11 protein-coding genes and 1 pseudogene are annotated in these 13,210 nt (G+C 59.4%); 7 read left to right on the forward strand and 5 right to left on the reverse strand.

Annotation, left to right across the window (positions count from 1 at the left end):
• Positions 1-70: 70 nt before the first annotated feature.
• Both ACXAH0_RS24160 and ACXAH0_RS24165 read left to right on the forward strand, forming a co-directional pair.
• A pseudogene (locus ACXAH0_RS24160) lies at positions 71-340 on the forward strand (malate synthase G); the annotation flags it as partial.
• A gap of 198 nt (positions 341-538) precedes the next feature.
• Complete coding sequence (locus ACXAH0_RS24165; protein ID WP_475195675.1) at positions 539-2,671, forward strand: putative bifunctional diguanylate cyclase/phosphodiesterase; 2,133 nt, start codon at positions 539-541, stop codon at positions 2,669-2,671.
• Here ACXAH0_RS24165 and ACXAH0_RS24170 read toward each other — a convergent pair.
• The 4 genes from ACXAH0_RS24170 to ACXAH0_RS24185 all read right to left on the reverse strand — a co-directional run bounded on the left by ACXAH0_RS24170 (position 2,644) and on the right by ACXAH0_RS24185 (position 8,327).
• On the reverse strand, positions 2,644-3,855 hold the full coding sequence (locus ACXAH0_RS24170; RefSeq protein ID WP_475195680.1) for a mandelate racemase/muconate lactonizing enzyme family protein: 1,212 nt from the start codon (positions 3,853-3,855) through the stop codon (positions 2,644-2,646). The genes ACXAH0_RS24165 and ACXAH0_RS24170 overlap by 28 nt on opposite strands.
• Before the next feature lie 60 nt (positions 3,856-3,915).
• Positions 3,916-5,535: a GMC family oxidoreductase gene (locus ACXAH0_RS24175; protein ID WP_475195684.1), complete on the reverse strand. Its 1,620-nt coding sequence runs from the start codon at positions 5,533-5,535 to the stop codon at positions 3,916-3,918.
• Positions 5,536-5,646: 111 nt separating this feature from the next.
• On the reverse strand, positions 5,647-8,088 hold the full coding sequence (locus tag ACXAH0_RS24180; RefSeq protein ID WP_475195688.1) for a fatty acid cis/trans isomerase: 2,442 nt from the start codon (positions 8,086-8,088) through the stop codon (positions 5,647-5,649).
• Positions 8,089-8,096: 8 nt separating this feature from the next.
• Entirely contained in the window at positions 8,097-8,327 is a 231-nt protein-coding gene (locus ACXAH0_RS24185) for a hypothetical protein (RefSeq protein ID WP_475183767.1), read from the reverse strand.
• Between the two features lie 221 nt (positions 8,328-8,548).
• Here ACXAH0_RS24185 and ACXAH0_RS24190 point away from each other — a divergent pair, with 221 nt between their 5' ends.
• Both ACXAH0_RS24190 and ACXAH0_RS24195 read left to right on the forward strand, forming a co-directional pair.
• Positions 8,549-9,874 carry an NAD(P)/FAD-dependent oxidoreductase gene (locus ACXAH0_RS24190; RefSeq protein WP_475195693.1) on the forward strand — a complete coding sequence of 442 codons (1,326 nt, stop codon included), beginning with the start codon at positions 8,549-8,551 and terminating at the stop codon, positions 9,872-9,874.
• 1 nt (position 9,875) lies between these two features.
• A complete protein-coding gene (locus ACXAH0_RS24195) occupies positions 9,876-11,198 on the forward strand; it encodes an NAD(P)/FAD-dependent oxidoreductase (RefSeq protein ID WP_475195696.1) in 1,323 nt (440 codons plus the stop codon).
• Between the two features lie 100 nt (positions 11,199-11,298).
• On the opposite strand, the gene ACXAH0_RS24200 is transcribed toward ACXAH0_RS24195, so the two are convergent.
• Positions 11,299-11,694, reverse strand: a complete 396-nt coding sequence (locus ACXAH0_RS24200) for a hypothetical protein (RefSeq protein WP_475195699.1) — start codon at positions 11,692-11,694, stop codon at positions 11,299-11,301.
• Between the two features lie 46 nt (positions 11,695-11,740).
• On the opposite strand from ACXAH0_RS24200, the gene ACXAH0_RS24205 reads away from it, so the two are divergent.
• The 3 genes from ACXAH0_RS24205 (at position 11,741) to ACXAH0_RS24215 (ending at position 13,002) form a co-directional block, all read left to right on the forward strand.
• Complete coding sequence (locus ACXAH0_RS24205) at positions 11,741-12,007, forward strand: IS66 family transposase (protein ID WP_475195702.1); 267 nt, start codon at positions 11,741-11,743, stop codon at positions 12,005-12,007.
• Positions 11,959-12,138: a transposase domain-containing protein gene (locus tag ACXAH0_RS24210; RefSeq protein WP_475195704.1), complete on the forward strand. Its 180-nt coding sequence runs from the start codon at positions 11,959-11,961 to the stop codon at positions 12,136-12,138. Before ACXAH0_RS24205 ends, ACXAH0_RS24210 begins: the two co-directional genes overlap by 49 nt.
• Positions 12,139-12,399: 261 nt before the next feature.
• Positions 12,400-13,002 (forward strand): hypothetical protein, encoded by a 603-nt coding sequence (locus ACXAH0_RS24215; RefSeq protein WP_475195707.1) that lies wholly within the window; start codon positions 12,400-12,402, stop codon positions 13,000-13,002.
• Positions 13,003-13,210: the final 208 nt, after the last annotated feature.

The raw sequence follows: 13,210 nt of genomic DNA on the forward strand, positions 1-13,210 counted from the left end.
AGGCTTGGCGTAAAGGCGAAAGCCTTTCAGCGTGGCACAGGATTCGGGGGGCGGCTGAACGCCCTCATGAAGGCTTTTCTCGCAGCATATCGCCAACTGGCTGCACCACGGCGTTGTCAGCGAGGAACAGGTGGTCGATATCCTGAAGAAAATGGCAGCCGTCGTCGACGGCCAGACCGCTGGCGGCCCGCTCTACCGCCCGATGGCCCCGGATTTCGGCAAATCAATCGCCTTCCAGGCGGCGTGTGAACTGGTGCTGGAGGGCACGAAGCAGCCGAACGGCTATACCGAGCCGGTGCTGCATCGGCGGCGAATCGAATTTAAGGCCAAGTTGGCCTGAGCGGCGAATCCCCTCATTTGCAAGAAAACGGTGAGGGGATGCCGGTGTCGCTTCAGGAAAATATCCGCCATTTTCGAGAGAAAGCCTGTAATAAATACGTAGTAAATACGAAAAAGTTTTTTATTTTACCCGATTTTTTTGGCAGCTTTACGCTTTTCTCGCTGGTATCCCATAATCTGTTGGCGTTTGGAGAGCTGAATGCTGACGGTTTTATCTTGCATTGCCTATGAGCATGACACGGCTTTGACCGTTCTAGCTGTTATATTGCTGCTGTGCGGGGCCGTTTTGACCATGCGGCTCTATGCCAGGGTCAGGCATTCAGAAGGGCCTCTCAAACTGCTCTGGCTGTTCCTGTCCGGTCTGATCGGGGGCGGGACAATCTGGTCCACCCATTTTGTCGCGATGATCGCGTATGAGAGCCCATTGATCCTGGGATATGATCTTGGTCTCACTCTGTTGACACTCGTGATCGCGGTGGCAGGGGCGACAGCCGGGCTCTATGTGAGCAGCCTGACCCGGGACAGCTGGATGATCGAGCTGGGAGGCGCGCTTTTCGGCGCCTCCATCGTGATCATGCATTTTATCGGTACCCAGGCGATGCGGGTGTCCGGCGTGGTGACCGTTTCCAGCAGCTATGTGGTGGTTGCCGTTGCGCTGGCTCTGGTGTTCGGAAGTCTGGCCACCAACCGGGTTGCCCGGCCCTCCAGCCAGTATTCTGTCTATGCAGCGGCAGGCAGTTTCGCGATGGCCGTTTTCAGCCTGCATTTCGTGGCCATGGCAGGGGCCAGTTTCCTGCCACTCAGGCTTGAGGAAGGATGGGGGGCCGGGCTTGCGTCCAGTCAGCAGGTCGGAATCGCTGTCAGCTTCACCGTTGCTGTCCTGTTCTTCTCAGCGCTTCTGACCCATGTGATCGACAGTCTCAGCGTGAAGGAAGCAGACAGCCGCTTGACCCATATGGCACATCACGATCCGCTGACCGGGCTGCCGAACCGGAGGGGGCTGGAGAAATGGCTTGGCGCCTTCCTCTTCAAGGCCGCGGCCGGCAATGCCCGGACGGTTGCCGTGGTCTGCAATCTGAGACGGTTCAAGGACATTAATGAAGCGCTTGGCCGGGCAGGTGGAGACGCCCTGTTGCGCCACGTGATCAAACACTTGTCGGAAGGGCTGCAGGCGGACGAGTTTCTGGCCAGGACCAATGGCGATGAATTTGTCATCATCGGCAAGCCGGTCTATTCCAGCACCTATATTTCCGATCTGTGCAGACGCATCAAGGCTCTGGTCGCCGAGCCCCTGGACTGGCACACGGGCAGGATCGAGGCCGGGTGCTGCATCGGCTATGCGTGTTCCCCGGATCATGCCGCTTCGGAGGTGAAACTGCTGGAAGCAGCGGAACTGGCCCTGCGACGGGCCAAAGCGCTGGAAGGAGAAGAGGCTGTCTGCTTCGATCCCGATCTGGATGGGCAGACCCGGAACCGGAGTGCTTTGGCGCTGGAGCTAAGCTGCGCCCTGAGAAACGGCCAGTTCCAGCTCTATTATCAACTGCAAAATGATGCTTCGACCCGTCAGATCGTGGGCGCAGAGGCCCTGCTGCGCTGGAACCACCCGGCACGGGGCATGGTCGAGCCGCTGGATTTTATTCCGATTGCAGAAGAAACCGGTTTCATCCGGGAACTGGGGGCCTGGGTCGCCCGCACTGCCTGCCTGGAGGCGGCCTCCTGGCCCAAGGCGATGCGTGTCGCCATCAATGTATCGCCAGTCCAGCTGGCGGACAGCCAGTTTCCGCAGATCATCGCGGCCGTTCTGGCCGAAAGCGGGCTGGAACCGCACCGGCTTGAACTGGAGATCACCGAAACCGGCATTGTCGCTCAGGCCTCTCGGGCCGCACAGATCCTGGGCGACCTGAGGCACCTTGGGGTGCGCATTGTCATGGATGATTTCGGCACGGGCTACTCATCCCTTGCCACCTTGCAGGCCCATGACTTCGACAAGATCAAGATCGACCGGGAATTCGTCCGGCATCTTGAGTCCAACCGCCAGTCCGATGCCATAGTGAAAGCCACACTGGCACTGGGGGTGAGTCTCGGCGTACCGGTGCTTGCCGAAGGGGTTGAAACGGAATACCAGCTGAACTTTCTGAAAGTGGGTGGGTGCTCGGAAGTGCAGGGTTTCTTGTTCGGACTGCCGATGCCGGCGGCCGAGATCGCCAAGATTTTGCATCAGACCACATTGGCTCCGGCCGAATCGGCATCTGACCCGCTGTTCTCCGTTGTGCCTTTGCCCGCTGGCACGGTTCAGGGGCCCGTTCAGAGCGGCAGGGCGGGCGTTTCCTGAAGGCCCAGATGCAAGGTCTCGCCCTCATAAGGGTGCGCCCGCGCCATGTCCTCGTTCAGGTCTGACCCAAGGCCGGGGGCCTGCGGGGGCAGGACATAGCCGTTTTCCCAGTGGATCGGCCGGGTCAGCAGGTCGGCGTAAAAGCCATCGAACCGGCGGATCGATTCCAGGATCAGGAAGTTCGGGCTGCAGGTGGCAATCTGGATATTGGCAAGGGCGACCAGCGGCCCGCAATAAAGATGCGGTGCTATCTGGGCTGAATGGCATTCGGCCATGGCGGCGATCTTTTTGGCCTCCAGCAAGCCGCCCACACGGCCAAGATTCATCTGCAGGATGCTGGCTGCGCCCGTTTCCAGAACGCGGGCGAACTCGTATTTCGTGCAGAGCCGCTCGCCGGTGGCAACCGGAATCGTGGTGAAGCGGGCGACCTCGGCCATGTCCTCGGGCCGCTCCGGCGGGATCGGTTCTTCAAACCAGAGCGGATCATAGGCTTCAAGACGCCGCGCCATGCGCTTTGCGCCCGACACCGTGAACTGGCCGTGCGTGCCGAAAAGAAGATCGGCCTTTGTGCCGACAGCTTCGCGGATCGCCCGGCAGAAGCTTTCTGACCGCTCAAGATCATCAAGGCTCGGCTGGTGGCCGTCATAAATCGTGTAAGGCCCCGCCGGGTCGAACTTGACGGCGGTAAAGCCCTGTTCCACGGCCTTCACGGCTGCTGCTGCAGCCAGACCCGGATCATTGTAGACGTTCGGCTGGGCTGGGTCGGGATAGACGTCGCCGGAGGCCGGATAAAGATAGGTGTAGGAGCGCAGCCGCTCGTGCACCTTGCCCCCGAGAAGTTCATAGGCGGGCTTGTTCGCCGCCTTGCCGATAATGTCCCAGCAGGCCATTTCAAGGCCGGACAGAACACCCATGACGGAGACATCCGGGCGCTGCGTATAGCCCGCGCCATAGGTCTTGTGCCACAGCTTTTCGATGTGGTGCGGGTCTTCCCCGGCAAACTGGCGCTGGAACACATCTTCTGCCATGCGTGCCACCAGGTGGGGCCCGAAGGTGGCGTTGTAAATCTCGCCATAGCCGGTCAATCCGCATCTGGTGACCAGTTTGACAAAGATGAAATACCGCCCGCCATGGCGGGGCGGCGGATTGGCGACCACAAAGGTTTCAAGGACATCAAGCTGCATGGCGGGGCTCTTGGTCACGGTTCGGGGGAAACGGCGGGAACACCGGTCCCGGAAAGGGGCTCAGGCATCGGCTTTGCGGTCTTCCAGGATCATATCGGCTCCCTTCAGCGCCAGCATCATGGCCGGGGCGTTGGTGTTTCCGGAGGTAATGTTCGGGAAGGCGGAGGCATCGACCACCCGCAAGCCCTTCATTCCATGGACCTTGAGGCGGCTGTCCAAGACACTGTCCGTCCTGTCCCGCCCCATCCGGCAGGTTGAGACCGGATGATAGACCGTTTTGGCCCGTTCCTGGAAATCGGCAAGAAGGCCGGGATCGTCCAGGGTTTCCAGATGGGGGGCTTCAGACGTCTCGACCACCGCGCGCATGGCACGGCTGGCCATGATTTTCTGGCACAGGCGTCCGCCGTCGATCACCGCCGCCCGGTCCTCGTCCGTGGCCAGAGAGTTGGCGCAGATCCGGGGCGGGACCGTGCTGTCAGCGCTTTTGATGTCAATCCTGCCCCGGCTTGTGGGGCGTGTCGGCTGGGCACTGATGACAAACCCGTTGAACGGGTCAAGTTCCGGGGTCAGCCGCCCATTGCGGTCTGTCAGGCGATAGCTGACCGGATTCAGGTAAAGCTGCTGGTCAGGATGCTCCAGCACCGGTCTTGATTTGAGAAACCCGCCACACTGGTTGACCGACAGGGCGAGCGGCCCCTTGCGGGTGAGCGCGTAGCGCAGGGCGGCGCAGGCCTGTCCCGTTAGAGGGCGCAGGTCTGCATTGAGGCTGCGTTCCCGGGCGCGGAAGGTAAAACTGGCGGCCAGATGGTCCTGCAGATTTCCCCCAACATGGGTGTTTTCAAGCACAACCGGAAGGCCATGCGCGCGGAGCAGCGGACCCGGACCAATGCCGGAGACCTGCAAAAGCTGCGGCGATCCGATGGCGCCCGCACACAAGAGCACTTCGCGCCGGGCTGTCAGGATCTCGCCCCCGGTCAGTTCAACGCCGGTGGCCGTGGTCCCGCTCACAAGAATGCGGCGGACCTGGGTGTTGACCCGCAGCTGCACATTGGTGCGTTCAAGCGCCGGATGAAGAAAGGCACGGGCCGAGGAGCATCTGCGGCCATCACGGGTGTTGAGGTGATAGGCGCCAAAGCCTTCGCGCTGCATGGCTGCGAAATCCTTGCTTCGGGGCAGACCGACCTCTTCCAGCGCCTTGAAAAAATGCCGGGTCAAACTGTGGATCTGGTCGGACACATTCTGGACGTGGATGGCACCGGTCCCGGCCTTGCGGCCCTCAGGCGACACCAGGGTCTCAAGCCGGGCGAAAACAGGGGCCACATCCTGCCAGGACCAACCTTGCGCACCGGAGGCCTCCCAGTCCTCAAAGTCCCGGGGCAGGCCCCGGCAATAGACCAGAGCATTGATGGAGCCGGAGCCCCCGAGCACCCGTCCGCGTGGCCAGGCGGCCTTGCGTCCGTTGAGGCCTGCATCTGCTTCGGTTTCAAATTGCCATGTGTATTTGGCGGCGGAGATCAGCTTGCCGTAGCCGAGCGGCAGGGAGACAAGCGGAGAGCTGTCCGGTCCGCCCGCCTCCAGTACGGCGACGCTGGTTTGCCGGTCCGCGCTCAGGCGTTCGGCCAGAATACAGCCGGCCGATCCAGCGCCAATGATGATGTAGTCGGCTGTGTCCAAAGGCATCCCACGGGCAAAAACGAGTCGCAGCCCGAGTGTTGCCGGGTTTGATAAAACTTTGAAGCGAAAAAACGCGGAGACCGGTGAAAGGCAACCCCGATGACACGCTGCGTGCGTTCAAGTGTCCTCGTCGATGGAAAAGGTGAACTGAAACAAGCGTTCAATCGGATCCAGCGGTTTGGGATCCCGGTAGCGGTTGATATCCAGAAGACCCGCCTGAACTGCGTCTTGGGCATTGAGCCCGGCCTGTATCCGGTCGAGACTGGCCCAGAAACGCGGGTCGGTTCTGCGGATGCCGTAGTGCCTGACCAGATCCAGAAAGGCCCGCTGGGTGCGCACGGCCTTGAGGCGGCTGATAAAAGCGGGCAGCTCGCCATCCGTCACCGAGAAAATGAAATTCGGATAGCTGCTGAACTGGCCCGGCACAATGGTGAGCGTGTCTTTGTCCGGCTCCCGGCGCAGATCCTCATTGAAAATGAAGGCCACATTGCTGTGGGCCATGTCGTGGACAAGGGTGAAGATCTCGTTCTTGCTGCCGGTCTCGACCATCAGAATCGAAATGTCGGGCAGGAACTTGGCAAAAGGCGCAGGCGATCCGGTGAGGGCGCGCAGCTGTCCGGCTGTGCTCGCCGCCGGGGCACAGGCGTCTGCCTCGCAGCGGTTGACCGGATCGCTTTGCGGCCAAAGGGCGGGGGGGATTTGCAGCAGGCGGCTCAGGAATTCCGATTTGGGCTGGCGGGTGGTGAAGGTGACACCGGATGGACTGGCCGTATCGAGCGGGCTCTCTTTCCAAAGGTCGATCAGGTTGGCCAGCGGCCCGCGGTACCAGCTGTCATGGAGCGGTTTGCGGGCCGTGGGCGGCAGGAAATAAAGGAACATGCGCTCCCCCTCGCGGCGCAGATTGTCCATGTAGATCCGGGTCGTGAGCTGGTGTTCGACATTGCCGAAGACATCAAAGCCCGCCACAAGGTCATAATAAATCCGCTCAAATAACGGGAAGTCGATCACCCAGGCGGTTTTGGGAATGGCGCCTGCAAAACCTCTGACGACGGACGCAGAGGAAAAGTTCCGGTAGATGGTGAGACGGGCATCCGGGTTGTTGCCATCGCCATCCCAAATATCCTTGTAGCCAAGCCCGCCTTCGGTTTTCGCCCGGCGGGCATAGCGGGCCTGCCGGAAGGCCTGATATTTGATCGGGCCGACCTGAAGAAAGCTCTTCAGCCGTTTGCTCAGCGTGTCGCTGGACATGGCGACCGGCAGCTCCAGGATCGGTATCGCGTCCTTGAGATAGTCTGGATCGGTCACGGAAAGGTCGGAACCGGGTGCCAGAAACGACACCCAGAACCGGTCCTGAATCACATTGACCGCCACCTGGCCATAGCAGACGGGCCCGCGAATGAAGGTGCGCACGAAATAGAGCGCGTCATCGAGAAGAAACTGGTAGCGGCTGCGGGCCGGAATGGCCTGGAACGTGGACAGGGGATTCCCGCCCGCCTGCCGCGAATAGGGGGGCAGGGTGTCCAGTGTCCAGTCTCCGGCAAAAAACAGATCCCGGTAACGGTCAAGCCGTTCTGGGCCGATCCGGTAGACGATATGCTCCTTGTGCAAGATGGTGCCCTTGAGCGGGACGAGACGGTAGAAGAACGGGCCGCCTGGATCATCGAACGGGCGCCGGAACGGAATTTCATCTGCCGTTTCGCCGGGCCCTGTCCGTGACCGGATGAGGCGGAAGAAGCGCCGGGGGGCGCCGCCCTCCAGATGGAGCTGCGCGAGAAAGAGATGCTCAAAGAGATAGCGGGAGACCAGTTTCTGCCGGAGGGTGTCCCGGTTGAAGAACGCCTCGATCGTGTCAACCTTGTCCTGAACCTCCTCCGGCAAAGGCGCCGTTTGCTGCGGCACCGGTGCCCCCCGGGCCGCCCAGTCCAGCAGCTTCTGATAGTCTTTGTCGGGAAGCGGGGCGGTCGCGAAGGGCATCCCGCCGAACCGGTGGTCGTTTAGATAGTGTCCCATGTCCGAGGGCGCCGGGCAGCTGTTCCGGCGCAGGGGGCTGATGTCGATTTCCTCCGGCAGCGGCGCTCCGAGCCGGAACGCCTGAGTGCGCCCGGCTTTGAGCATCTGCTCCAGCACGGAGGCCTGGCCGCTCTCACCAGTGTTCGTTACGGGGAAGAAACCCTTGGCACGCCAGCCCGGAACCGTCTTGGCATCGACCCCGAGGCGGGTCATCGGTGCGTCGGTCAGGCGGCTGGAATCATAGACCTTGGTTTTCGAGGCCCCGCGCAGCCAGCCATCGGGTGAGGACAGTTTCAGCTGGCACGGGGCATCATAACAGCCGTGGCAGACGACGCAGCGCTTGTTCAAAACGTCCTGGACCGAGCCCTGCGCCGCATTTGCCTGGTCCCAAAAGGGCTGGGGTAAAGCAGCGCCGGTGTTGTCGGCGGCAAGCGCAAGGTGAGTGCCCGGCAGAACCAGCAGCAGCACCATCACAAAGAGGCTGCGCCGAAGGTCTTGCCATCCGCGCAGGCACAGGCGCCAGTTGGTCTTGTCGCTGCCGTGCCGCATGCTGCCGTCTATCCTTCTTCGTCGTGCGGAGCCGGCCGGGTGGTCCGGGTCTCGTCCTCCGGGCCCTTGTAGGTCACAAGATAGGACCAGGCCGCATAGAGCGTGACCAGTCCAACAAAGATCGCCCAGCCGGAATGGCCGAGATAATATTCCATACCCGTCCAGGCACCGCAAAATACGACCAGCGCGATGCGCCGCCACAGAGGATCGAGCCAGGGATGTTCGACAGGTCCAAACACAGTTTTACCTTTCTTCAGACGCGCGCGGGTCACATTGCCGGGCCGGTCTGTATCATAAGCTGAACGGTGACGCTAAGTGAGATGCAAGGGGTTGCAAAATCAAGCAGAAACTTGCCCGCGTAGAGCTGATTTCTTCTTGAAACCTTGGGCTGAACGATGGAAGGTGACGCGCTTCATTTGAACTGAACCTGTGCGCTAGGAAAAGGACCCGATGACCTGCGATGCTGAATGCGCTTGACCTTTTGACGGCAAACGACACGCCCGGACAGCATGCTCCGTCCTATTATGCTGCTACGGCAAACTGGCAAACGGATTTTGAGACCCTGGACGGGGCGCAGAGCTGCGATGTCTGTGTTGTCGGCGGCGGCTATACCGGCCTTTCGGCGGCGCTGCATCTGGCGGAGCGCGGTCTGGATGTCAGGCTTTTGGAAGCCAACCGGATCGGCTGGGGAGCGTCCGGGCGTAACGGAGGGCAGGTCGGCTCCGGCCAGCGGGTGGGGCAGGCGGTTCTGGAACAGCGGCACGGGCTGTCTCATGCCAAGCTTCTTTGGGAGCTGGCGGAAGACTCCAAGACCCTGGTGCGCGGGCTGATCAGCGGCCACCGGATTGAATGCGACTACACGCCGGGCATTTTGCATGCGCTTCATCGCAGGTCTTTCCTGGAAGAAACCCGGGAAGAGGTGGAACATCTGCATCTCACCTATGGTTATGAAGACATCCGCTTTATCGGCAGCGACGAGATCGGAGAGCATGTGGGCAGCCCGCGCTATTTCGGCGGAGCGCTGGACATGGGCGCCGGACATCTGCACCCGCTGAACTATGCGCTGGGGCTGGGGCAGGCTGCCAAAAACGCCGGGGCAAAGCTGCATGAACAGTCCCGCGTTGACGGCATTGACCGGCAAGGGGACGGAACGGTTCTGGTCCGCACGGCACAGGGCCATGTCAAAGCCCGGTTTCTCGTCTTGGCCTGCAACGGCTATATCGGCCGTTTGGAGCGGGGCACAGCCGCCCATTGCATGCCGATCAACAATTTCATTTTGGCAACGGAGCCTTTTTCTGAGGATGAAGCGAAAGAGATCATCCGCAACAATGTGGCCGTGGATGACAGCAAATTCGTGATCAACTATTTCCGCCTGTCCGCCGACCGGCGCCTGTTATTTGGCGGAGGAGAGACCTATGGATACCGCTTTCCCGAGGACATCAAGGCCTTCGTACGCAGGCCGATGCTGGAGATTTTCCCTCAGCTGAAAGACGCCGGGATTGCCTTCGGCTGGGGTGGGACCCTCGCCATTACCCCCAAACGCATGCCCTATTTTGCCAGGCTGGCGCCCAACATGCTGACTGCGTCCGGCTATTCCGGCCATGGGGTGGCGATGGGCACTCTGGGTGGGCAGATCCTGGCCGAAGCAATTGCTGGAACCGCCGGGCGGTTTGACGTGTTTGAAACCTTGAAAATCCCGTCCTTCCCAGGCGGTGACCGGTTCCGCCATCCGCTGCTGGTGCTGGCCATGAGCTGGTATTCCCTGCGGGACCGGCTCGGGATCTGACATGGGCTATCAGGAGATCATGCCCCGCGCTCTGGTGGGCAGCTTTTGGGAGGCGAGCGTGCCCCGGCTCCGGCAGGACCGGCAACTGATGGGCAATGCGCTGTTTGACGTGGCCGTGATCGGAGCCGGGTTTGCCGGTCTGAGTGCGGCCCTGAAACTCGCCCGGGCCGGGCTGTCGGTCTGTGTTCTGGAAGCCGAACATGTGGGCTATGGCGCCTCCGGCCGCAATGGCGGCTTTTGCTGTCTTGGCGGAACCAAGCTGGACGAGCGTCAGCTCATCCGCAAATTCGGCCTTGATGAGGCGCGCAAATTCGTCGCCTATCAGGTGGCGGGGATCAATCTGGTGGCCGAGAGGCTTCTGGACTGGGGCGTGGATGCGGACCGCCATTCCAAGGGGGAAATGTATCTTGCGCACCGGCCGCGGGAGGCGGCAGCCCTGAAAACCGAAGCGGCTTTTTTGAAGGAAACCTTCGGCATTCGGGCCCGGGTCCTGGCCAGGGAAGACCTGACCGCTGAAGGGTTTGGCGGGCCGGGTTTTCATGGGGGTCTTCATATGCCTTATGGTTTTGCCCTCAACCCGATGAAATATGTGCTCGCCCTGGGCGATCAGGTGCGCAAGGCCGGAGGACGGATCTACGGCAAGTCACCGGTGACCGATCTGAAACCGGATGGCGGGCGCTGGCGGCTGGAGACCGAACATGGCTTTGTGCGCGCCAAGAAGGTGGTTCTGAGCGTCAACGGATATGCCCGTGAACATGTGCCGAAATGGATCCACGGACGCACACTGCCGGTCATGTCGTCCATTCAGGTGACCCGGCCGCTCACCGGCGGGGAACTGGGTGCGCAAGGCTGGACGTCGGGGACGATGTCCGCCGATACCCGTATCCTGCTGCACTATTTCCGGCTGCTGCCGGACCGGCGGTTTCTGTTTGGCACACGGGGCGGCATCTTTGAGAATGCACCCGCCCTGGCTGCCATGCAGAAACGGGCCCGCACCGATTTTGAAACCATGTTCCCTGCCTGGGCGCATGTGGACACCGAGTTCAAATGGCACGGCAATGTGTGCATGTCCCGCAATCTGACGCCCTTTGTCGGGGAGGTGCCGGGCATGGACGGGCTCTATGCGGCCATGGGCTGGCATGGCAGCGGCATTGCGATGGCCTCGCTGTCCGGAGAAAAGGTCGCCGGCCTGATCACCGGTGCGGTAAAGCCATCGGATCTTCCGGTGGCCTTGCAGCGTCCCTTTGCCAGATTCCCGTTCCCGGCCTTCCGCAAACTCTACCTTCAAGGCGCCTATTGGCTGTATGGCTGGAGGGACCGTTAGAGCATCCTGCCTCTGTGCTGCAAACAGGGGCGAACACCCTTGCTCTGCTGCGCGCAGCAGAGTGGAGGATAGGGGCGGGCGCGGGCGTCCGGCTCTGCCCTTATTTAACCTGGATGACATATTTGTTGGAGACGTTACGGATCTTCGTGGAGCCGTACGTATACATATCCATGACAAAGCGGACCCGGAACACATCCTCGCCCCGGAAGCCCTTGTCCGGCCGATAGATAACGGCCGTGCCCTTCACGGTCTTGCCCGCGCAGCGCCCGGCCTTCTCCCCCAGTTTGCCGGAGAATTGCTTGAAGGTCACAGTACCGTGCTTGGGCTGCTGTGTGATCTTCATTTTGGGAATGGTGCCGCTGCCACATTGCGGGCCATAAACGGCGTGGCTGCCGACAGGCGTTGCCCTGTTGGCCCGGACCGTTTCGCGGATCGTGTCCGCCAGTGCTGCGGAAGACAGAAGACAAATGAAAACAAGTCCAAAAAGAAAACGCATCAGAAAACTCCCGTAAAAATACCATTCGTATTTCTGATAGGTTTTAATGCCTGCGATTTCAATCTCCCTCCGGAGAAAGATTTCTCGTTGTGTCTGTTTGACGCGGATCTCGGGCAAGTCACCACTGGATGCTGCGATCCGTGATGCCCTCCGCCGCCTGCCGAAAGCCAGGCCGTACCTCAATAACGGGCACTTGAAACTGGACAACAACGCCGCAGAGCGGGCGGTGAAGCCGATGCCCTTGGTCGAAAAAAAGACCGCTTCATGGGCTCACAAGGCGGCGGCAAATCCGCGGCTATCGCCTATATGCTGATCGAAACCGCCAAACTCGGCGGCATCGACCCGCAAGCCTGGCTGACCTGGGGTCTGGCACAAATCACAGATCACAAGATCAACCGCATCAACGACCTCATGCCAGGGTGTTACGCTGCAAAAGCAGCGTAACAGAGCCCGAGGCAACTATGAAGATCGGCTTCACCGGACGGATACTTTTCTGCGACTGCAAACATAGCAGCGGCATTTCAAAAAAAAATACGTGTTAGCATTGCAACTCAGATTTTCGTAACTACAAATCGCAGGCAAACCTTAAGTTTCATAGCTGCATTGTGAGGGAGGGACAAATGGTTAGCAAGTGCACAGTTTGATCTGATCTTTCGGCTTTTAACATAGGTCGAAACATAGCTTCCTTCCCGGGATGGAATTTTTATGGATAGCAACATCTGGCACAGAGTTGAGGCCATAGCATCTGTAGTAGCTATTGTGGTTGCTTTACTAGGTGTTGGCTGGCAGATAAGCGCACAAAATGCACGACAAAGAGTTTTGTCTGCGTTGGAGTATTGCGAAAAATTCTCAACTGAACCGAAAATCGAAAAATTTACCAAGTATACATCCGACGCTGGAAAGCGCTTTAAATATGCATATCCAGAACTATTTTCAACTGGAAAGAAAATCAAAGAAATTCGAGAGCTTAAAGAAACGATACTATCTAAAAATAATGATAACGGCAGCCTGAAATTTCCCGTTCATGAGGGCAGCCGTTCAGATGAACTTGAATTGAGGAAATTTCATTTCGTGAACAATTATTTTGTGCATGGCATTCTTGGTGCACAAAATGGCGCATTTGACACAAAAACAATAGCCTCGTGTGTCGGTCGTCAAATGATCTGCTTCAGAGAAAAATATTCAATACGCTTGCCAATTTATGATGAAACCGACCCAGACATGCTGAAATTAAAATCATTTATAAATAGTTCGGAGCTGGACGTAGAAAATGAATGTGCAATGGCAACAATGTCGGAGTGGAGTTAGCTCTATCCGCTCTTTTGATTACTTTCATTGAAACACACGCGAAATATTTTTCCTTTGTATCCACCATCATTTCGAATCGAAAATTTATACTATTTGCTAGCTGGGCACCCGCAACAACCCGCTATTTTGAGGCGTCCCGACGGCTTTCAGCCATGAGGCCCGCGTTTTTGCCCCGGATCGGATTGATCCGGGGGTGTTTCATCGATTT

The organism is Roseibium sp. AWQ4_290 (genome assembly GCF_056160985.1).

Bases quoted from the DNA above. Each gene is read 5' to 3' on its own strand.
- ACXAH0_RS24215 (WP_475195707.1), top strand. From the start codon at position 12,400: ATGGATAGCAACATCTGGCACAGAGTTGAGGCCATAGCATCTGTAGTA.
- ACXAH0_RS24165 (WP_475195675.1), top strand. From the start codon at position 539: ATGCTGACGGTTTTATCTTGCATTGCCTATGAGCATGACACGGCTTTG.
- ACXAH0_RS24175 (WP_475195684.1), bottom strand. From the start codon at position 5,535: ATGCCTTTGGACACAGCCGACTACATCATCATTGGCGCTGGATCGGCC.
- ACXAH0_RS24180 (WP_475195688.1), bottom strand. From the start codon at position 8,088: ATGCGGCACGGCAGCGACAAGACCAACTGGCGCCTGTGCCTGCGCGGA.
- ACXAH0_RS24195 (WP_475195696.1), top strand. From the start codon at position 9,876: ATGGGCTATCAGGAGATCATGCCCCGCGCTCTGGTGGGCAGCTTTTGG.
- ACXAH0_RS24200 (WP_475195699.1), bottom strand. From the start codon at position 11,694: ATGCGTTTTCTTTTTGGACTTGTTTTCATTTGTCTTCTGTCTTCCGCA.
- ACXAH0_RS24205 (WP_475195702.1), top strand. From the start codon at position 11,741: ATGCCTGCGATTTCAATCTCCCTCCGGAGAAAGATTTCTCGTTGTGTC.
- ACXAH0_RS24210 (WP_475195704.1), top strand. From the start codon at position 11,959: ATGGGCTCACAAGGCGGCGGCAAATCCGCGGCTATCGCCTATATGCTG.
- ACXAH0_RS24190 (WP_475195693.1), top strand. From the start codon at position 8,549: ATGCTGAATGCGCTTGACCTTTTGACGGCAAACGACACGCCCGGACAG.
- ACXAH0_RS24170 (WP_475195680.1), bottom strand. From the start codon at position 3,855: ATGCAGCTTGATGTCCTTGAAACCTTTGTGGTCGCCAATCCGCCGCCC.